The organism is Mesorhizobium sp. NPDC059054, from assembly GCF_042739215.1.
Classification (GTDB): domain Bacteria; phylum Pseudomonadota; class Alphaproteobacteria; order Rhizobiales; family Rhizobiaceae; genus Mesorhizobium.
Genome location: NZ_JBHYHV010000006.1, coordinates 464246 through 482703, shown reverse-complemented (window position 1 = coordinate 482703; position 18458 = coordinate 464246). Strand labels below are relative to the sequence as shown.

At 59.4% G+C, this 18458-nt stretch carries 19 protein-coding genes; 12 read left to right on the top strand and 7 right to left on the bottom strand.

Annotation, left to right across the window (positions count from 1 at the left end):
• Positions 1-110: 110 nt before the first annotated feature.
• The 6 genes from ACFWXH_RS26125 to ACFWXH_RS26100 all read left to right on the top strand — a co-directional run bounded on the left by ACFWXH_RS26125 (position 111) and on the right by ACFWXH_RS26100 (position 7666).
• Positions 111-1364, top strand: a complete 1254-nt coding sequence (locus ACFWXH_RS26125) for a dsDNA nuclease domain-containing protein (protein ID WP_379124273.1) — start codon at positions 111-113, stop codon at positions 1362-1364.
• Positions 1365-1411: 47 nt separating this feature from the next.
• The gene (locus ACFWXH_RS26120; RefSeq protein ID WP_379124271.1) at positions 1412-1927 is read left to right on the top strand and encodes a hypothetical protein; all 516 of its coding nucleotides are present in this window, start codon (positions 1412-1414) and stop codon (positions 1925-1927) included.
• Positions 1924-3864, top strand: a complete 1941-nt coding sequence (locus ACFWXH_RS26115; RefSeq protein ID WP_379124269.1) for an AAA family ATPase — start codon at positions 1924-1926, stop codon at positions 3862-3864. Before ACFWXH_RS26120 ends, ACFWXH_RS26115 begins: the two co-directional genes overlap by 4 nt.
• Before the next feature lie 351 nt (positions 3865-4215).
• Entirely contained in the window at positions 4216-5751 is a 1536-nt protein-coding gene (locus tag ACFWXH_RS26110) for a hypothetical protein (protein WP_379124267.1), read from the top strand.
• Positions 5748-5909 (top strand): hypothetical protein, encoded by a 162-nt coding sequence (locus ACFWXH_RS26105; protein ID WP_379124265.1) that lies wholly within the window; start codon positions 5748-5750, stop codon positions 5907-5909. Before ACFWXH_RS26110 ends, ACFWXH_RS26105 begins: the two co-directional genes overlap by 4 nt.
• Entirely contained in the window at positions 5906-7666 is a 1761-nt protein-coding gene (locus ACFWXH_RS26100) for a hypothetical protein (RefSeq protein ID WP_379124264.1), read from the top strand. Before ACFWXH_RS26105 ends, ACFWXH_RS26100 begins: the two co-directional genes overlap by 4 nt.
• A gap of 1334 nt (positions 7667-9000) precedes the next feature.
• On the opposite strand, the gene ACFWXH_RS26095 is transcribed toward ACFWXH_RS26100, so the two are convergent.
• Positions 9001-9222, bottom strand: a complete 222-nt coding sequence (locus ACFWXH_RS26095) for a multiprotein-bridging factor 1 family protein (protein WP_379124423.1) — start codon at positions 9220-9222, stop codon at positions 9001-9003.
• Between the two features lie 160 nt (positions 9223-9382).
• Between ACFWXH_RS26095 and ACFWXH_RS26090 the strand changes: the two genes are divergently transcribed.
• Positions 9383-9874, top strand: coding sequence for a hypothetical protein (locus ACFWXH_RS26090; protein ID WP_379124262.1), 492 nt, complete (start codon positions 9383-9385; stop codon positions 9872-9874).
• Positions 9875-9912: 38 nt separating this feature from the next.
• On the opposite strand, the gene ACFWXH_RS26085 is transcribed toward ACFWXH_RS26090, so the two are convergent.
• Entirely contained in the window at positions 9913-10275 is a 363-nt protein-coding gene (locus ACFWXH_RS26085) for a multiprotein-bridging factor 1 family protein (RefSeq protein ID WP_379124260.1), read from the bottom strand.
• A 22-nt stretch (positions 10276-10297) separates the two neighbouring features.
• On the opposite strand from ACFWXH_RS26085, the gene ACFWXH_RS26080 reads away from it, so the two are divergent.
• Entirely contained in the window at positions 10298-10774 is a 477-nt protein-coding gene (locus ACFWXH_RS26080) for a helix-turn-helix domain-containing protein (RefSeq protein ID WP_379124258.1), read from the top strand.
• Positions 10775-10978: 204 nt separating this feature from the next.
• Here the strand turns inward: ACFWXH_RS26080 and ACFWXH_RS26075 are convergent, their stop codons facing one another.
• The 5 genes from ACFWXH_RS26075 to ACFWXH_RS26055 form a co-directional block, all read right to left on the bottom strand.
• Positions 10979-11332 carry a hypothetical protein gene (locus tag ACFWXH_RS26075; RefSeq protein WP_379124256.1) on the bottom strand — a complete coding sequence of 118 codons (354 nt, stop codon included), beginning with the start codon at positions 11330-11332 and terminating at the stop codon, positions 10979-10981.
• 137 nt (positions 11333-11469) lie between these two features.
• Entirely contained in the window at positions 11470-13110 is a 1641-nt protein-coding gene (locus tag ACFWXH_RS26070) for a hypothetical protein (RefSeq protein ID WP_379124254.1), read from the bottom strand.
• Positions 13111-13141: 31 nt separating this feature from the next.
• Positions 13142-14932, bottom strand: coding sequence for an ABC transporter ATP-binding protein (locus ACFWXH_RS26065; protein ID WP_379124252.1), 1791 nt, complete (start codon positions 14930-14932; stop codon positions 13142-13144).
• Positions 14933-15011: 79 nt separating this feature from the next.
• On the bottom strand, positions 15012-16073 hold the full coding sequence (locus ACFWXH_RS26060) for an ATP-binding protein (RefSeq protein ID WP_379124250.1): 1062 nt from the start codon (positions 16071-16073) through the stop codon (positions 15012-15014).
• Positions 16066-16761, bottom strand: a complete 696-nt coding sequence (locus ACFWXH_RS26055) for a response regulator (RefSeq protein WP_379124248.1) — start codon at positions 16759-16761, stop codon at positions 16066-16068. Before ACFWXH_RS26055 ends, ACFWXH_RS26060 begins: the two co-directional genes overlap by 8 nt.
• 162 nt (positions 16762-16923) lie before the next feature.
• Here ACFWXH_RS26055 and ACFWXH_RS26050 point away from each other — a divergent pair, with 162 nt between their 5' ends.
• The 4 genes from ACFWXH_RS26050 to ACFWXH_RS26035 all read left to right on the top strand — a co-directional run bounded on the left by ACFWXH_RS26050 (position 16924) and on the right by ACFWXH_RS26035 (position 18422).
• A complete protein-coding gene (locus tag ACFWXH_RS26050; protein ID WP_379124246.1) occupies positions 16924-17061 on the top strand; it encodes a hypothetical protein in 138 nt (45 codons plus the stop codon).
• A gap of 48 nt (positions 17062-17109) precedes the next feature.
• Positions 17110-17364 carry a hypothetical protein gene (locus tag ACFWXH_RS26045; RefSeq protein WP_379124244.1) on the top strand — a complete coding sequence of 85 codons (255 nt, stop codon included), beginning with the start codon at positions 17110-17112 and terminating at the stop codon, positions 17362-17364.
• A 262-nt stretch (positions 17365-17626) separates the two neighbouring features.
• Entirely contained in the window at positions 17627-17869 is a 243-nt protein-coding gene (locus ACFWXH_RS26040) for a hypothetical protein (RefSeq protein ID WP_379124242.1), read from the top strand.
• A gap of 256 nt (positions 17870-18125) precedes the next feature.
• Positions 18126-18422 carry a hypothetical protein gene (locus ACFWXH_RS26035; protein WP_379124240.1) on the top strand — a complete coding sequence of 99 codons (297 nt, stop codon included), beginning with the start codon at positions 18126-18128 and terminating at the stop codon, positions 18420-18422.
• The last annotated feature ends 36 nt before the right edge of the window (positions 18423-18458 follow it).

Genomic DNA, 18458 nt, shown 5'->3' with positions numbered 1-18458 from the left:
ACCACGCATAAAGGATAACGAAGATTACAACTTGCGATCGTACTTGCTGTACGACTTATGGAGTAGCATGCTCAAATGGATGGTGAAAAACAGAGGTATGTGCTGACGTCGTGAAATCTCCCGATCTTGTTCTTGATAAAGCTGATCCTGGCGACGATGTGGCCGCGCGGTTTGATTATCAGCATGCCTACGCCGCGATAAACGCCATCCGTCTCATTTCCGGAGAAGGCGACTGCGTTGAGATCATCTGCGAGAATCACGAAGATTTTCTGCTGAAGAACGGTGGCGGCAAGTTCATCGGCACTCAGATCAAGACGCGCAGAATTACGCTAGCGCCGCTCAAGGCCGGCGATGAACAGGTCACGAACGCGCTTGGGAAATTCTGCCTGCTCGACCAAAAGTTCCCTGGCTGCTTTCAAGGCTTTGACCTTACGACGAACCATTCCTTCTGGAAAAATGAGCAGTCGCCGAACAACCTCCCCTGGCTCCTGGACTCGCTCCGGCATCGCGACGGCATCAAGGGCCTTCGAGAGAACAGCCCGCTGCGCCGCTACGTCGAAGGGATAGCCGCTAGCACCGGTCTCAGCTCCCAGAATGTTGCCGCCACCCTCGCAAGGACGACCACTCGGGGGCACGAAGCGGAGGTCAGCCATATAAGCAGCGACGTGCAGGAAGCGCTTTGTCAGTGTCCCGGCATGGAGCAACTGCCCTATGCCACAGTCGCCGCGATCGCGAAGGCGCTGGTCCAGCTTGCGCGCGAGGCGTCGGCCAAGATGCTGCGGGGACCGATAACAGAGTTGTTTGCTCCAGGAACCGACCTACAGCAAGCGGTCGATGACCAGCTTCTCGCCGGCAAGCGCATCTGCAAAGCCGACGTTCTCGCTGTCATTGATCGGCTTAAGGGCGGCACCAAGCCCTACGAGGACATCAACGTCTCGACGCTGGTGACGCCTTCGGACGCACCCTCCGATTTGGTGATCGCATTCCGCAAATTGGCGAAGGGCGGCGTCGAGGCCGGCCGTGTCACAAACATCGAGGATCGTGTCCGCTCTTTCGAGGCGTTGTTCCTCGAATGGAGCCGAAAGTACGGGGTGGACGAAGCCACGAAGCGCTACAACAATGTGCTCGCGGCGGTGCAATTCGAAGCCGCCGAGGCGCATGCCGTCGCCCAGAAGGGCGGTGAGCCTTACGGTTCGGCGATGTTTGGCGCGCTTGCCGAACGCCTGATGGCCCGCGCCAGGGATGATCGCGATCAACTCCACGGTTGCCGCCCCGAGCACCTGATAGGCGCCGCGGGTCTCCTTACGCAGCAATGCAAGACCTGGTGGTCGCCGCACTTTAACGCTGTCGGGGACGCGCCATGAGCCTGGACCTCGTCGAGATCGTCACAGCCCTGGACAAGGACGAGGACGTGCACCTTGCCCGCATTATCGTCCTGCTCAAAGCCTTTTCGCAACCGGATGCCCCAGCGATCGAAGGCATCACCAAGCTGGCGAAACTCGATTTCCTGCTCCGCTATCCGTCATGCCTGGAAAAAGCCCTGATCGCGCGCGGGGTTTCTGCCAAGAACATTCCGGTGGACGATTTTGAACGGCTGACCATCGAAGCGCGAATGATACGCTACCGCTACGGCCCGTGGGATCACCGATATCGCCGCTTCCTCAACATTCTGGTCGCTCGCCGCCTTGCGGTCGTGCGCACCGACGGGCGTACAATACATATCGACCTCACATCGCAGGGCAGCGATCTCGCGGAGAAGTTGATCGAATCGCCTGGATTTTCGCGGGTCTATGAAAGGGCAGCGCTGTTGAAGAAGCATCTCAACCTGAAAGCGCGCGCGCTGATGGAATTTATCTATGAACAGTTCCCGGAACTGACATCTCTCGAATTCAACGAAGGGATCGCGTTTACAGGGGATGCCCGATGAACCTGCTGATTGAAACCCTTGTCCTGCTCTGCAAGCAGAGCGAGGAACGTGTCCGCTTCGGCCGCCGGCTTTCTTTCTTCCACGGAGAAATGTCCACGGGCAAATCCACGATCGCGGAGCTGATCGATTACTGCCTTGGCGGCTCGCTGCAAAAGACGCCCGCTGTCCAGAGTGAGCTTGTGGGGGTCCAGCTTCAGGCGGTCGTCGGCGACACGGCTGTGTTGATCGAGCGCAACCCCAATACGATCACCTCGGTTGAAGTGAGTTGGGAACGTGACGGCGAGGCCGGGCGCGAAAATCTGCCCTTTGCTGCTGGCGAAGTGCCCATCGTAGGTGACGAGATTTACAATTACAGCGATTTTCTCCTACGCACGCTCGGCATGCCGGTATTGAAAGTCCGCAAGCGCAAGGGTGATCCGGAGTCGGCACTTCAGCGCCTGAGTTTCAGAGATTTCTACAAATTCTGCTATCTCGACCAGCCGGATCTGGACTCCAGCTTTTTCCTTCTCGACCAACCTATTCGTCAGGAGAAGTCGAAGGATGTACTACGCTACGTTCTTGGATTTCATAGCGATAGGCTAAATGAACTGCAGGCCGAGCTTTCCGAGACCCGGCAGGAACAGCGTACGATGCGCGAAGCAGCCAGACAGATCGACGAGTTTCTCCATAGGTACGATTTTGCGTCAAAAGCAATGATCGAAGCCGAGATCGACAAGCTAAACAATGAAGAAGAAAAACTCGATCACGAGATCGAAAACCAGGACATTAACGATCTCCACGCTACGACCGTCACCGAAGAGGATCAGGCGGTGATCGCCGCGCTTTCTGATGCCATCGCATCGAAAGCGACCGCGATCGCCGATGTCGACCAGCGTCTGAAGGAACAAGAGTCGCTCATCGCGGAGTTCCTGGCAATGAAATTCAAGGTCGCCCGCTCCTCAACCGCGTCCGAACTGCTGAAAGGCGCGGCGTTTCATGCCTGTCCGGCATGCGGCACGGAGGTCAGTCGGAAAAGTGATGGAGCGCATTGCGTGTTGTGTAAATCGGACCTCGAAGGAGCTCCCGGCGGCTTCCAAAGCGACAGCGCCGTAATGGAACGCGACCTGTCCGACCGCATCGACGACCTGAAACGGTCCGTGCAGCGCCTGAAGAGAGCGCACGACCGGCAGACCGAAGAACTGGGCATTCTCACCACCCGGCGCTCCGATACCCAGCGACGCGTGGATGCTGCCCGCAGGCAGGTGGAGTCGGAATATATGAAGCGCGCCCGCCGGCTGGAGAGCCGGCGAGGCGAGATCAGGGAACGCCGCCGCCTTCTGATGCGCATTATGGGCATGCCGGGCGAAGTCGAAGCCAAGATGAAAGAAGCCGATGCGCTCTCAGCGCGGATAGGCGAGCTTGAGCGGAACATCCAGACCGAACAGGGGCGTTTCGAGGACGGGCGGAAGAACGTCGATGCGCTGGAAAAAAACTTTCATGCGTTGCTTCGTGCGATCCGTTTTCCTGAGATCAAGGCGGACGACAAAGTCTTCCTGAACCAGCGCACTTGGTTTCCCTACGTGCATCCGAAAGGCAATGAATCCCTTGCTTGGACGTTCAGCGACGCCGGCTCCGGCGGGAAGATGGTGCTATTTAAAATATGCTTTGCGCTTGCGCTGCACCAGACAGCAGCGCAACGGGATCTGCCGCTACCACGACTCATCATCATCGACTCACCGATGAAAAACATCACCCCGGACATAAACCCGGAGATATTTCAGAATTTCTATACGGAGCTTTACAGGCTATTAAGTAACGAACTTAAGTCATGGCAATGTATCATGATCGACCAAACCTTTTTTGAGCCGCCATCGACGCTCGATGACCACATGGAGCGTCGATTGACTCAAAATGACCCAAAACATCCGCCGCTGATAAGCTACTACCACGGCCATTGACGCATATCTTACACGCAGTCGCCCTGGTCGCACGTATATTGCGGGTTTCCGTGGCGCTCCGGTAGCATGGCCGCTTTCTCAATGTCTCCGCCAGAACCTGACAGACAGCAGACGGCCCCGAGCCGTATTACGAAACATCGCGGTCTACTTTATATCTCGGCCCTTCCAGGATCTCTTATCGTGATCCGAAAGCGGACAATCCAACAGCTGCGGTGACGGTGAGTGCGAAATAGACGGTAGGCGCGCGCATCAACTTCATCGACTTTGCGAATCTTGTAACCTCCTCTGGGAACAAAGGATCCAATGGGTAGACCGATGGCAACAGAGGGGACACCGGTAGACGAGACGGAATTGGCTACGGAACTCCGCACAGGTGGCTTAGTTCGTACTGTCGCGGATCGGGAGTTTCGGCGTCTGGACGATAACCATTCTGCGTTGCTCGAGACGCTCGCGACCATATTGAACGCTACCGACGCGCCACCGATTGATCTTCATATGGAGGAGGCGCTCGCGGAGCTGCAAGGACCGAGCTTCTTCCTCGTCCAGCACGTTCTGTGCGATCTTCTACCCCTTCTGAACGTAAATCAGGACGTCCTTCTCGCCTTCGTCGGACGTCTGCTAGATGCAGGCGGCAACGATCTGGCTGCAGGTGCCCCGAGCACTGCGTTTGGGGAATGGACGAAGAAGGACCCAAACAGGCCTTCCAAGATCTACAAAGCTGCACGTGCGGGCGACAAGCTTGCCGTGCGTCAACTACTCACGGTTCTTCGAATGAACGCTGATGTTGAACAAGCCCTTATGTTCGCGCGAGCTGACGAGCGAGAAGCGAAGCTCGCGGCCATCTCGGCCTTGGGTGCTATGGAGTTGGGTGAACGCTACGGCGAGGTGTTCGACACCCTGCTTCAAGCGGCGTCCAGCGCAGATCAGGACACTGCCCTCCGGTCCCTGGAGGCGGGCTACCGTGCTGCCGCACAGCGAAAAGACACCGCACCAGCCGCTTTCGATGAACAATTGGGCCGGACCCTTGAGACGCGCAGTCCGCTCGCGATTCACCTTGCGGCAGACCTGCTTTGGCTCCACCGAGGAGGCCTTGCAGAGAACGCCATAAACCTGTGTCTCGACGCCGTTGCCCACGTTGAACCAGATAACACCGGCACGATCTCGCACATTGACCATGCCACATATCAACTCGTCGGCGCCGGGCGGGTCGAGCGTGTGGTGCGTCTACTTGGTGAATTGATCGATCGTTCAAAGGGGCGGATTACGCTGGACGAGTTCCAGAGCACCTACCACGCGTTGCAAAATGCAGGCTCTGACGTGCTCGGTGGCGCGGTCGTATTCTGGTTATTGAACGGGGGCACGCACACTCGCAAATGCGTGGCTAGCGAAGTTTGCGGTGTCGGGAACGATGACCCTCCTTTTTCCATCCCCACGTCGTCGCTTCCACCAGACCCGTCGGACCAACTTTTCCTCTGCCGTAAGGCCGTTGGATGGTTCTTCATCGATCCGCTGGCCGCAGTTGTTATCCCGTTAGCGGTACTTCGCGATGGATCTCCGGATATCGCGAATGACGTCCTCGATCTGATCTACGATCCCCTGCTGCTGAGCTATGGCGGGGCGCTGAAGAATTACCTTAAGCGCTACGTCACAGACGGCGGAAGGAACGGCGCAGGCCTCGCTAAACTGCTCGCACGTAAAACCGCATTTCAGGACGAGATGAAGGGCATCGAACGTCTTGTCGACTGCACCCCAGCGAAACGCAGCGCGAGGCGGAACGAGTTCAGTGGCACGAACAGATGGAACGGGGTATGGAACAGGGGCGCCGGAAATCTTTTCTTGAGGATCTCTTCACCAAACAATACATCCTGTACGGCCGCTCGTCTTTGACGCCGATCTATGCTGGTGACGGCACCACCCATCTGACTGAAATCGAGATGAAATCGTTCTCGATCTCGTCCGAGTTGCCCATCCTCAATATCGTTGACCCGGTCGGCCTCGACCACATGCTTTTCCACTTCAAGCTTGAGCCGCGGGAACAGCGATGAAACTTGTCGTGACGCACTATCTGCGCTCTTTGCGCGAACGCGACGAACTTGACGCTATTCTGCCCGATCTTCTGGCTGAGAGCGGGTTCGAAGTTCTAACCCGTCCCCGCCGTGGCACGCGGCAAGCCGGTGTCGACGTCGCTGCAGTCGGTCCCAATCCTGATCGCAACGGCGCTCGAAGCCTGTTCCTTTTCACAATCAAGTCCGGCGATTTGACGCGCGAGCATTGGGATACCGGTCAGCAGGCCGTACGGCCCTCGCTCAACGAGGTTCTGGATGACTATGTCCCCAACCGAATCCCGCCTCACCTGACGAATCTGCCCATCGTCATTTGTGTCTGCATGGGCGGCGAGATGCGCGAGGATGTTCGTGCCCAATGGAGCGGCTTCTGCCGTGCAAACGAGAAAGCCAACGTTCACTTCGCCGAATGGAACGGAGATCGCCTCGCGGATCTGATCCTCAGCGGCATGCTACGTGCAGAGTTAATTGAGAGCGAACACCGGGGGGTGTTCCAGAAGGCGCTCGCGATGCTTGATCAGCCAGACGTCGCTTATCGGCACTTCCGTCACTTGCTCAATGCCATCTTCGCTGAGCCGAAAAACCAGACAGAGCGCACACGCCAGCTACGCAAGGCTTACCTGTGCCTTTGGATACTCTTTGTATGGGCTCGGGACGCCGATAACCTTGAGGCGGCGTATCGAGCATCTGAGCTGGTGCTGCTACGCAGTTGGCCGCACTGCGATGGCACCCGTTTGGACAAAGATTCAACGCGACAGGAGCGGCTTGCTCATTTCGATCAGGTCGTTAAACTTCACATCATCATCGCTCACCTTCTTCTCGTCGAGAAGATTGGGCCGTTTGCCGACAAGCGCTACGCGCTTTCGATGGCCGTAAATTCACGCAACGCAGTCGACATCAACATCGCACTGTTCGAGACGCTGGGGAGGTTGTCGCTTCACGGACTGTGGTTGGCTGCACTCAGCGCCGGGCAGGACGAAACATTCGGCCAAGCGATGAACGAACAGGCTGATAAGGTACTTAACCTAGCAATCGGGATAGTGAACGCGAACCCGGCGCTCATCCTCCCCGTTCGCGACGACTTCGTGATCGAATTGGCCCTCTTCATGCGTCTCGCGGACGTGCGCGGACGTCTTCAAAACGTCGCCGACTACATTCGTGGAATGTCCGATCGCCTATGCAACGGGCTGAGCTTACGGCAGCACTATCCGACGCCGACGACAGTATATCGAGACGTCCTCGTCCATCCCAAAGACCGCAGTGACTCATACTTCGAAGAGCATACGCGAGCGGGGATCCTCTATACCTTCGTTCTCGCTTGGCTTGCGATGATGGGAGACCAAGAACGCGCAGAGCGTCTGCGCAGCGCGTTGCTAGAACACGCTCCGCAAATGACGCACCAAATCTGGGTTCCGGACGACCGAACGGATGATGTGTTCTGGGACGGTGATCGAGATCATGGGTTCTCGGTACTAGGTCTACCCCTCAACGAATCGCTCGAAGCCGTTTTTGATCTCCTCAATCGCGTGATGAAGGAGCACCCGCTGCATGAGCGAGTCAGCGCTGTTCGAACCAATCTGACGCCGATCCTTCTAACTGCCTGCCGCCACTATCGTATGCCTGTACCAGTGCATGTTTGGCAGGGTCAGGATCGTTCGACACCGGACAGCACAGCATCCGAAACTGCATCGTTGGGTGCCGTCGACCCAGTAGCTGCGAGTAGCAACCCTTCGTCGTAACACGCTCTGAAACGGCCGAGTTCTCATTGGCATGACCACAAGCCGATGGTCTTGTTCTGGGTGTCGTCGGAAGCGCGACGAACGGTAACAATGGGGTCGGCTGCGGGACGGCAGCAATAGACACGGCTGCAGCCGAAAGCTGACGGACCGCTCCCGGCCCCATTGCGGACGTTTGATCGAAGGGCTGGAGATTGACCGCTCGTCGGAGGCGGGCTGTCCCGCGTCCCGGCTTCGCCGTCGCATACTAACGCTCCTTAGACCGCCTCGTTGAACCGATCTCGCGGACGCGAATTTGCTTCGAAGCCCCGCCAGCTGGATCACAGCTGCGGATGTCGGGGCTTCTACGCTTTATGCGCTGCATTTTTTGATTGGCGCCGTTCCGGCGGGAGTTACAATACTTCCTTATCTTCAGGGCTTCTACAAATAGCAAATCGGGCTTCGACCACCCGGGCGGCTATACGCGCTGCGTCCACCGCAAAGACGTCCATTGCGCATCAGGTCGTAAGGGCAATCGCAGCGTCCCACCATTGGCTTTCTCACCGGTTGACCACTCCGGGCCGGCTGGTTGCTGGAACGGGTCATCTGCCGAGGCACTGCTGGAACGGGACTGACGGCACGCCTTGGCATGTCGGGAGAGAGATAGCGGGACGATATCCAGCCCGTACGGCCCCCAAACGAACACTGCGCCAATCGCCTCGTCGCCCGAGAGCAACAACTTGAGCTCCGGCTGGCAAAATGGCGAGCTCGCCCGCGTCGACGGAAGCCTCTACTCGCATCTTCACTTTTCTCGTTGTGAACAGTCGTTCCTCAGATTGTGTTCTCGGTGAAGGGGTTGTGTAGAAGGGTTGTGGCGTCGTTGCCGTGGCTTCCGGCTTCGCGGCCGTTGGTGCGGCAGACGGCGTAGCAATCGGCGGTTGCCGTGGCCGCGCAGCATCGCGAACGCTGCCATACCATCCAAGCGCCATGACAGCCGCAATCAGCCAACCCGATTTGGAAAGCTTGCCCAAGTAGGTCCCACCCCAATCGGAACCTCACAGCAAACTCGACGAAAAGTCGAGTAGGCATGTCGGTCGAGCTATACGCTATCGACAGCATGCGGCCTGAATCTCTGAAGAGAAGATGGCTCACGCATTGACCGCTCGTCGGAGGTGGATAGCCCCGCGTCCCGGCGTGGCCTGCCTGCTTCTTGGAGTGTCCTGCGTGCGCTCTGTTTCGTTCGGGCTGTTAGCTAGAATAGTCCTTCAGCGCAGGCGAAAGTCGTCGCGATGCGCGTCGCACCTGCACGGTCTCATGTGGCTCCGCCTTCACCTTCAAGAGCAACTACCATCTAAGCGTTAAGAACTACCGCGAAGTAATCTGACGCCAGGATGGTTGCCGTTGGTGAATTCCACACCTTCAGACTCCAGAACCTCTCGAACTTTAGCTTGTGTTTCATCAGACACCGCGGCCACGCGCGCGCTGTCACTCTCACACCGTTTGATCGTCGGAATAGAAACGCCGGCTCGGCGAGCGAGTTCTGCCTGAGAGAGACCAATCAGCGCTCGCGCCGCTCGCATTTGTGCCGCTGTTACCAATTCTGCTTGATCCCTTTAGATCATTCCGTTATGATCCAAAGGTATCAGTGCTACCCTTGGGCCTTTGGTCTGAGGCGGCTAGACGCAGTGTTGGCGCACTGGGCCTAGCCTGACCACATCTAAGCTGTCTGGAGCTCGGATCATGGCTGATTCCGACAATACCACGACTTTGTCTCGCGTCATCCGCACGAACGCAATCGCGGGTCGCGCGGCAACACTGTATTCGCCCAATAATTTGGGAGGCGGCGAAGCGTCTGATCCTGCGATCGTCATGTGGTGCGAATGGCGAGCGGCTCACGCGATAACTGAGCAGCTGTGCCGGAGTCAGCAGCGGTTGGAGGCCGACCTGAGATTCGGGGGAGGGCGGGAAGAGGATTACAAGGCGGCGCTGCGGGCTGAAAGCGTGGCGGGTGCGCGTGCCTTGAATTTGCTCGAGCAGTTCTCTGAGACACCGGCAGCATCGCTTGCCGGTGTCGTGGCCAAGCTGGATGCTGTGCTGACCGAAGGGCGGCCTGGCGAGGACGATGCGGAGTTTCCCTGGCCGCAGCTGCGGTCCGTCCTGGAAGACATTGTCCGGATTGGCGGGCTGACTGAGCCGGCGGCCGCTCAGGCCGATCGGGGAGGGTCGCGATGATTGCGCTGCTCGTTCGGCTGCTCAGTTCGACCGCAGGCTCAGGCCTTTGGGTCGAAGAGGCGGACACCTTCGCCCCTTTGGCCTGCAGGCAGAAAGAGGATGCCGGCTTTTGTCAGTGCCGCTTCGATGGACTGCAGCGTGCTGACCCGTGAATCGACCTTGCCGTTCTCCAGCCGGGCGAGGGCATTGACCGACACGATCGCCTTGTCTGCAAGCTCCTGCTGCGACCAACCAAGCAGAGCTCGCGCGGCTCGAATCTGTCGTGGACTGACCATGCGGCCACAATCGACAGGCGGGTGGTCTTTACCACATGAAGGGTTATTTTCAACCTGGTAAGGTGTATTTATCACCGTATTGGCACAAAGGGTGATCCGGCCAAAACGGTGGGACAGGGAAAGCACTTCGATGAAGCAAGGAGGGGTTTTGCCGAAGCGCCTCGACCGTTTCCTGGCCGAGCGTAGAGAGGAAAGCGAGCCTCACCCGGCCGATCAGCATGTCGGCAGACAGATCGCGACGGTTCGTGTCCAGTCGGATGTTTCGCAGGCGCAGCTCGCCCGCACCATTGGCATCAGTTTCCAGCAGCTTCAGAAATACGAAAGCGCGCGCAATCGCGTCAGCGCATCCATGCTCTATGAGATCGGCCGTGCGCTGGACGTGCCCGTCAGCCGCTTCTTCGAGGGGTTGCCCGGCAATGGTGAGGCCGCCGCTTCGCCGCTGCCGGTCGATGAGCGCCTGGCGTTCATCGCCAGCGCAGAAGGCCGGCGTGTGATCGAGGCGCTGATGCAGCTTCCGCCGCGCGTCCGCATTCGCGTGTCGTCTCTGATTGCAGCGCTAGGCGAGGAGTTGGCGGCTCCGGGGCGGGGAAGCATAGAGGATGCCGGCGAAATTTCGGAAGGCTGAGCCGCAGCCTTGGAGCTGCAAACGTCTCGGCCGCTCGCCCGGATACAAATGGTTTTCTGAAGCGGACAGGTTAGGGGCAGATCGACCTGTTCGGATGCGGGGCCATCCATCAGTAAAACAAGGAGGCGGCAGAGACGCCGATGACCCCTGGGGTGAGCACACCGACATCTCTGCCCTGTCTGATTTGCGATGCAGCGGGGGCAGTCAATCGCAGATCAGAACCCGTTTACGCTGATACCTCCCGCGAACGGGATTCCAGAACTTCTTCCATGTCTTGACGCAATAGGGCTCCACCTGGAGGTAGCGGACTGCCGGTCTGGAGGTGGCGCTGCCCAGCGCCACCCCACCAATGACACCCAAGGCCAAGGCTCCTGCGGCATCGCTCCGGCGTGCGTGGTAGCCGTCATGATAGCCGTCGTAGTAGGGGTCATGATCCCAGTCGTAGGAACCATGGTAATCCTCGTCATAATGGGACCAGTCTTCGGTACGGGCTGCGCCCGCGCTCAGGCCGAGTGCCGCAGCGATCAGCAAGGCTGCCGCCTTTCGATAGCCGGCCATCTGGTCTCCTTTCCCCGGTCAAACGGGATACCGGTATTTCAGCAGAGATTGCTCGATCATCTCCTTCAATTGTCGAGATTGGCGCCTGCTCGTGTGGAGGTTTGGTGCACATTTGTGTCAGTGGCAGTTGCGCTAATCTATCTTCGCGGCATGCGAGGTTCGTCGAGGGCCGGGTCCTCGTCCTGGCGTTCATCGGTGGCGGCGCCATCGTTCGGTTCAGCGGGACGTTCCCGTTCGACCTCGTGTTGCGACGACGGTTCTTCGTCTACCGCGGCGGGGTTCAAGGGCGGTTCGGGGCGTTCGTCATCGTTGATGAAGGCAGGTAGCTCCCGATCACGAGATCCGTCCGGCCCCGGCTGGTCCGGGACGTCCGAGCTTCGATCTTCCGGTGGTGAAATCCGGTCGCGCTCCGTGTCCGGATCGCGAGACGGCAGATCGGGCTCGGGCTCGATATCCGGCTGGTCAGCCTCCGGCGCCGGTTGCGGCGCTTCGCGTTCGATCGTTGCCTCGGGTATCTCGTCGACCATTCTTTCTGCGGTAGCGACCGGATTGTCGATCGGAATGGCGGCTTCTTCGCTCGCGATGTCGTCAGCGCGGCCGGGCAGTTCGGAATAAGTGCTGGCGAACGCGTCTGCCTGCTCGGCAAGCACGGTGATATCCTGGGTGACATAGACGTCAACCTGCTGGTTCACGCTTTGATCGATCGTCAATTCGAGGGTTTCGGAAGCGGTGAACGGCGTGTCGAAATACGCGTCGCTCAGGCCGTCGTAATAGCCCTGGTAATAACCGTCCCAATAGCCTTCGTAGAAGGAGGCGGCCTCGACCTCCCGCACCCAGTCGGCATGGTAAGCGGGATAATAGACGGCAGAGACGGCGGCGTAGCCGGTCAACGAACCGCTGATGAAGGACAAGGAAAGCAGGGTGCTTTGATAGGTCTCGATGGTGATGGTTCGCTGGCTGATACGCTCCAGTTCGACGTAAACATATTCGGTCTCGCGCAACACGACCGGATTGGAGGCCGCCTGCGCGCGGCGTTCGCCAAGCTGGCGTTCCAGGGTGGAAATACGCTGCTTCAGCTCATCCAATTGCGCTTGGGTGGCAGGCCTCGACGGGTTGGACGTGGGCACCAGCGCGTAGCGCGCCGTGAAGGCAGCCCAGTTTGCCGACAGCGCGCGCATACCCTCCGCGACCGTGGGATTACGGTTCGAGGTCATCCTGTAGGTGCCCTGCAGGCGGCCGATGGCTTGTGAGACCTTGCGCACGGATGTCGACGTCTGGGAGGAGTTCTTAGCCGCTATCGCGGTTCTGAGACTTGCGAGCTCATTCGCGGTTTCACGAGCGGCGTCCAGCATCAAGCCATCGGCGCGCGTATGTTTGGTCGAACTGACCTGATAAGCCACGACAATCGTCGCCAGCGATTTGTGCATGCCTTTCAAGAGGCTCTTGCTGTTGACGCGGGCTGACGGTGCCGCCTGCGCAACGGCGATGTTCAAAAAGCCGCCCGGCATCTGGACCGGGACGAGCAGGCAGGCCGATAGGGTCAGGACCCTGGACAGCACAGTCATGTTCTTCATGGAAGACTCCTTTGAGCCTTCCTGTTTCGCGAGCCGGTAGAGCCCCCATGGAAATAGGGTGGAGAAAGCGTGGAGGCTGGGGCGGCCAAGGCTGGTCCTTGTCTCGAGCGGGCTAGGCGCTTGCGCTCTCCGCGCGGCTCGATCTGCACAAGCTCGGCTGTAATTGTCCGCCCAGCTGCAGCCGGCGGCCAGCACGATGAACAATCGCGCTAGCCCTGGCGCAAAGGTCGCTCGGCTAACCGTCAGAACGGACAAGCATGGCATAGACCCCGTTTCGGGCGATCAACTCCTCATGGGTGCCCTGTTCGGCAACGCTGCCGCGCTGCATCACGATGATCCGGTCGGCGGAGCGGATGGTGGAAAGCCGATGCGCAATGGTGATCGTGGTCCGACCCTTGGAAAGCTCGTTCAGTGCCGCCGCCATGGCCTGCTCCGTCCGGGTATCCAGCGCGCTTGTCGCTTCGTCGAGCAGAAGGATCGGTGGATCGCGCAGGATGGTGCGTGCCAGCGCCAGCCGCTGCTTTTCGCCGCCCGAGAAGCGATAGCCCCGTTCGCCCACAAGGGTGTCATAGCCTTGCGGGAGGGCGGCAATGGCGTCGTGAATCTGTGCCACCGTTGCCGCGGCGATCAATTCCTCCCTGGTCGCTTCGGGCTTTGCGAAACGCAGGTTCTCTGCAATCGAAGCGTGGAGCAGATATGGCTCCTGCGTGACCACGCCAAGCAGATCCGCCAGCGATTGGAAGCTGAGGTCGCGCACGTCGACGCCGTCGTAGCGTATCGAGCCTTTGCCGACATCATAGAGGCGTGCCAGGAGATAGCCGAGCGTCGTCTTGCCCGATCCGGTGGCGCCGACAATCGCGACATGCATTCCCGCCGGTATGTCAATGGAGACGTCCTTCAGCGTCGGCTCCGGCGCGCGGCCATAAGAGAACGAGACCTTCTCCAATCGCACGGCTCCCCGTATCCGCTGCCGATCCAGCCTCACCGCGCCAGGGCGCTCGGTGATCTCGATAGGAACATCGAGATATTCGAAGATCCGCGCAAAAAGCGCTCGCGTCGTACGCATCTCTGCGCCGAGCTCCAGCAGATGCTCGAACGGCCAGAGCAGTTGCTCCTGCAACGCGATCATCGCGACCAGGGTGCCGATGGTGATCGGGACGCTCATGCTCGTCAGCCAGCCGCCGAGCAGCAGCGTCAGCGCCGGCAGAACGGACAAAGTGAGCGAAATCAGCGACCATTGCCATTCGCCGGCTGTGTGGGAACGAACTTCCAGGGCCGCAACGTCTCGCGACGCGCGCCGGAAGCGGTGCGTCAGGTGCTCGCCGCGGCCCATGGTCTTGGACAGGATGATGCCCGAGACGGACAGCGACTCCTGGATGGCGGAGGACATGTCCGCGATGCGCTTTTGCTGCTCGTAGGTAATGGCCTCCCGCAGCCTGGCGACCTTGTGGCTGATCAGGACGGAGACAGGCACGACCAGCATGGAGAACAGCGCCAGGCGCCAATCCAGCAGCAACATGGCGACGATCGTCATGGCGACGGTGCTCAGGGCGCGCGCCAGGTCGTTTGCGGTGCTGGTGACCAGCGCCTGGAGCCCGCCGATATCGCTTGCGATGCGCGACTGGATCTCGCCGGTTCGGGTGCCGGCGAAAAAGCCGAGCGAAAGCGACTGGAGATGGGCGTACACGCGCACGCGCAGATCATGCATGATCGCCTGACCGACCTTGGTGGAAAGGATCGTCTGCAGGGCGTTGAGCGCCACTTCGATCGCGGCAATGCCGATCATCAATCCGGCCAGCCATGACAACAATGTCAGGTTCCGGCCTGGAAGGGCGTCGTCTATGATCGCCCTGAGGAGGAATGGCGATGCCATGCCCGCCACCGATCCGACCACGATCAGCGCGATGACGAAAAGGATCCGCAGGCGGTAGGGCGCAAAAAGGCCCAGCACTCTGCCCAGCGAAACGTGGCTCGCCGCGAGGTCTTCATATTCGTTTTCGTTGCCGTCCCGAAAGTCCGACGTCATTTTCAGTATCCTGCATTGCACAGCCGAACGTTGCAGCGCCGATGGGCCGCAGCATCTTCATCCGCTCCGTCGCTGGAAGTCAGACGGGCATGGTTTTGGGGAGCCAGATCTCTATCGCCACACCCGTGCCGCCATTGTCGGTGACAACCGCATCACCCCCATGCGCGTTGGCGATGGCCTTCACGATGGGTAGACCGAGCCCCGATCCTCCGCTCGCCCGCGCCCTGGAATCATCCCCCCGCCAGAACCGCTCGAAGACTCGCTTCTGGGTTCCCGCAGGAAGGCCCGGCCCATCGTCGCTGCATCGGATCAGTGCACGATCCTTCGTGGTGCGGGTCTCGACCGCGACGACGCTACCTGGAGCATAACGGCGCGCATTGTCGAGGACCGCCAGGATGGCTTGTCGGATTCTCGCCTGATCAGCCAGGACCACGGCCTTTCCGAGGTCGCATTTGACGGTTATGCCGGCACTCGCCAACCCTTGCTCCATCGACGTTGCGACCGCACCGGCCTCCAGCGCCAGGTCGATCTCGTCGAGCTTGAGTTCGAGCTTGCCCACGCTGGAGAGGCCAAGTGTGCGAAGGTCTTCGACGATGCGCGCAAGATCGTCGACGTGAGCAATCAAGCGCCCGTAGAGTTCCGGGCTGGGTTTGTATGCGCCATCGGAGAGGCCCTGAAGACGCCCACGCAGAATGGTCAGGGGTGTGCGCAGCTCATGCGCGATCGCGGAATTCGAATATCTGAGTTCGGCTTCAGCACTCTCCAACCGCGCCGCCATTGTGTTGAAGTCAGCGATCAGGCTCTCGGCCTCGCTGAAAGCCATCTCGGTGTTTTTCGCGCGCACCGAAAAGTCGCCATTGGCGATCGAATGCGCCGCGACAGCTATCGACTTGAGCGGGCGGATGATGCTTTGCGCCATCAGCCATCCAACGGCAGCCGCAGCGACAAGTCCGATCGCCACGATAAGGCCGAAGACGATGAAGTCTCCGGCATTCAATTTCTCGGTGTCGTCAGTTGCGCTGTAGATCAGATCGAAAATGAACGTGTAGTAAAATACATAACCGAAATACATCGCCAGGGACGCCAGAAGCGTCAAGGCGCTCATGGCGACGAACAACTGGCGGTTCAGATTCCTAGCCACCGGAATCTCCCAGCCTGTAACCGACACCGCGCACGCCGACGAGGAGCCCGTCGGCGCCAGCGCTGGCGAGCTTGCGCCGCAGATTGCTGATGTGGCTGTCGACTGTACGCTCGAGCGCCTCACCCTCCGGCAGGCAGGCATCGACAAGTTCCGAACGCTCGAACACACGGTTGGGTGACGATGCCATGCATTGTAACAGCCGAAATTCAGTGCGTGTCAGTTCCAGGGATCGTTGGCCGGTGCCAAGGTCGACGAAGGCCATGTACGCGACAGGATCCACCGTCAGCGCTCCGATCCTGATCTGCTGCCGAGCGTCACGCCCGGATGTCCGGCGCAGGACGGCCTTGGCGCGCGCGACAATTTCCATCGGATTGTAGGGCTTCACGACATAGTCGTCCGCTCCAATGCGCAACGCCTGCAACTTGTCGAGATCTTCGGCCAACGCCGTCGCCATGATCACCGGCGTGTCGCCACGCCGGCGTATCGCCGCCAGGATTTCGAACCCGTCGAGGCCCGGCAGTTTCACATCGAGAACGATCAGGTCCGGCTTCAAGCGCTGATGATGGGCGAGCCCGATCGCCCCGTCATTTGCGGAAATCGTGCGAAATCCTTCCCGCGCAAAATAGGTCTCAAGTATCTCGACGATTTCCGGCTCGTCCTCGATGAGAAGGATCAGCGCGTTGTTCATAGCAGGCGTCCTGGCTTCAAGAGCTCCCTAAAAGAAGAGCGGCCTTAGCGAAGTCAACAGCGGATCTGATGTCTCGACACAACCTCCACGAAACCTGCGCGGACGGCGAACGAAAGGCGCAGAATGGCCAGCCTGGGCTAACCCGCCTCGGAAAGGACGACGATGCTTGCCCGGCATTTTACCATCATCTGCATCTGTGCGTTCGCATTCGCGATCCTGTTTTCCGCGCTGGTCGAGTCGGCCAAGCAAAACAGGCGCGGGCCGACGCCGATCTCGTTCCAGTATGACCCACAATACTGATCGGCGTTCCACCCGGCGGCAGGCCGATGCAACAATGAATTGAGGCACTTGGGTATTGGCGAAAGCCTTGATGTGTTGCTGGGGATCGCGCTCGCCGTCTTTGCCCTGGCATCGGCCAGCGGCGTTCTCGAACGCGAGAGACAGGTTCCCATTCTCACAGAACCTGTGGTCCTCAGCTCCGTCGAGGAAACCGTCCTTGCCCATGGCGTTTTGCAGGCGGTGCGCACCGTCAGCGTCGGCGCCCCAAGTGTCGGGTCAGTTGAAGACGCTGCAAGGCCGACCTGGCCGGCGATTGCGGCATGACGCGCGCCGCGGCATACGCAACTTTCTCTTTTTCGATGTCACAGTCTTGCGCTGCCCCGACGTCGCGGATCGCTTTGTCTCGCTGCTCTCGGCACCCATGGCTGACATCCGTGCGCTGCCTCCAGCGAACCTCCATGAAAACTCCGCTGGAAATTCATTGCAACGGTTTCGGTTACGCGGTGCGTCTCACCGGCGCGCGTTTGCCGAGCCACCGCTCCAAATCCATGTCTGATGCAGAATTTTCATGTGCTGGAGACCGCCGATGTCGTTGCGCCTGGTCCTCGTCATCGCGGCTTTGATGACGCTGCCTTTTCCTGCTATTGCGCAGGTCAGATCAGGCGCGCCGGAGCGGCAGCGGTACGAACAGCAGCAACGACAGCTCCTGGAAAACCAACTTCGCCAAGCCGAACGCAAAGCAAGCCAACAAGGCAGCGAACTCCGTCAATCGCTTCAATCGCAAGGAAATGCGGTGGAGTCGCTCATCCGAAGACTGGTGCGGCGCTAGATCTCGCGGTCCTCGTTTGCCCGCTGTGCCCAGGACGCCCGCGTCCTTCGACGTCACCGCGTCGTCGCTTCGTTCTATGTGCCAACGGTTTCGATCAACCGTCCACGAAGTCTGGACGACTCCTCAATATTTTTCCGGGCGAGGTGCACCACCGTGATGCGGCTATCCTCGGCCATCGTGCCTGTCGCGGTCTAAGTTTTGTTTTTTCATCCAAGCCATCCGAGGCGACGGCGCAGATCACAGTTGAGACAGGCCAGTGAATTTGATGCACAAAGTTCCCATAGTTGATCCAGACAATGTTCCAGAAATCTTGACAGCCGGTCCGTTCAACTGTGCGATCGCCGGAAATTTCGTCACGCTCACTTTCACCCACGAACGCCCGATCGCAGACAAACTGATAGGGCCGACACCGGAAGTCAGCATCGAAGCAATTGTCCGAGCTCGCCTTGTCATGCCGGTCGAAGGTCTGAGACAGCTGCGCGATTCGATTGATAACGTGTTGCGAAATCGAAAGGCGGACAGCCTCGCACCAGGCAGTCTCGGCAATCATTGAACCATGCTCTCGCGTGGCTCTCTCCCCTCATGCCAA

Bases quoted from the DNA above. Each gene is read 5' to 3' on its own strand.
- ACFWXH_RS26100 (WP_379124264.1), top strand. From the start codon at position 5,906: ATGAAACTTGTCGTGACGCACTATCTGCGCTCTTTGCGCGAACGCGAC.
- ACFWXH_RS26050 (WP_379124246.1), top strand. From the start codon at position 16,924: ATGCTTGCCCGGCATTTTACCATCATCTGCATCTGTGCGTTCGCATTC.
- ACFWXH_RS26095 (WP_379124423.1), bottom strand. From the start codon at position 9,222: ATGCGAGCGGCGCGAGCGCTGATTGGTCTCTCTCAGGCAGAACTCGCT.
- ACFWXH_RS26090 (WP_379124262.1), top strand. From the start codon at position 9,383: ATGGCTGATTCCGACAATACCACGACTTTGTCTCGCGTCATCCGCACG.
- ACFWXH_RS26115 (WP_379124269.1), top strand. From the start codon at position 1,924: ATGAACCTGCTGATTGAAACCCTTGTCCTGCTCTGCAAGCAGAGCGAG.
- ACFWXH_RS26040 (WP_379124242.1), top strand. From the start codon at position 17,627: ATGTCGTTGCGCCTGGTCCTCGTCATCGCGGCTTTGATGACGCTGCCT.
- ACFWXH_RS26075 (WP_379124256.1), bottom strand. From the start codon at position 11,332: ATGGCCGGCTATCGAAAGGCGGCAGCCTTGCTGATCGCTGCGGCACTC.
- ACFWXH_RS26065 (WP_379124252.1), bottom strand. From the start codon at position 14,932: ATGACGTCGGACTTTCGGGACGGCAACGAAAACGAATATGAAGACCTC.
- ACFWXH_RS26055 (WP_379124248.1), bottom strand. From the start codon at position 16,761: ATGAACAACGCGCTGATCCTTCTCATCGAGGACGAGCCGGAAATCGTC.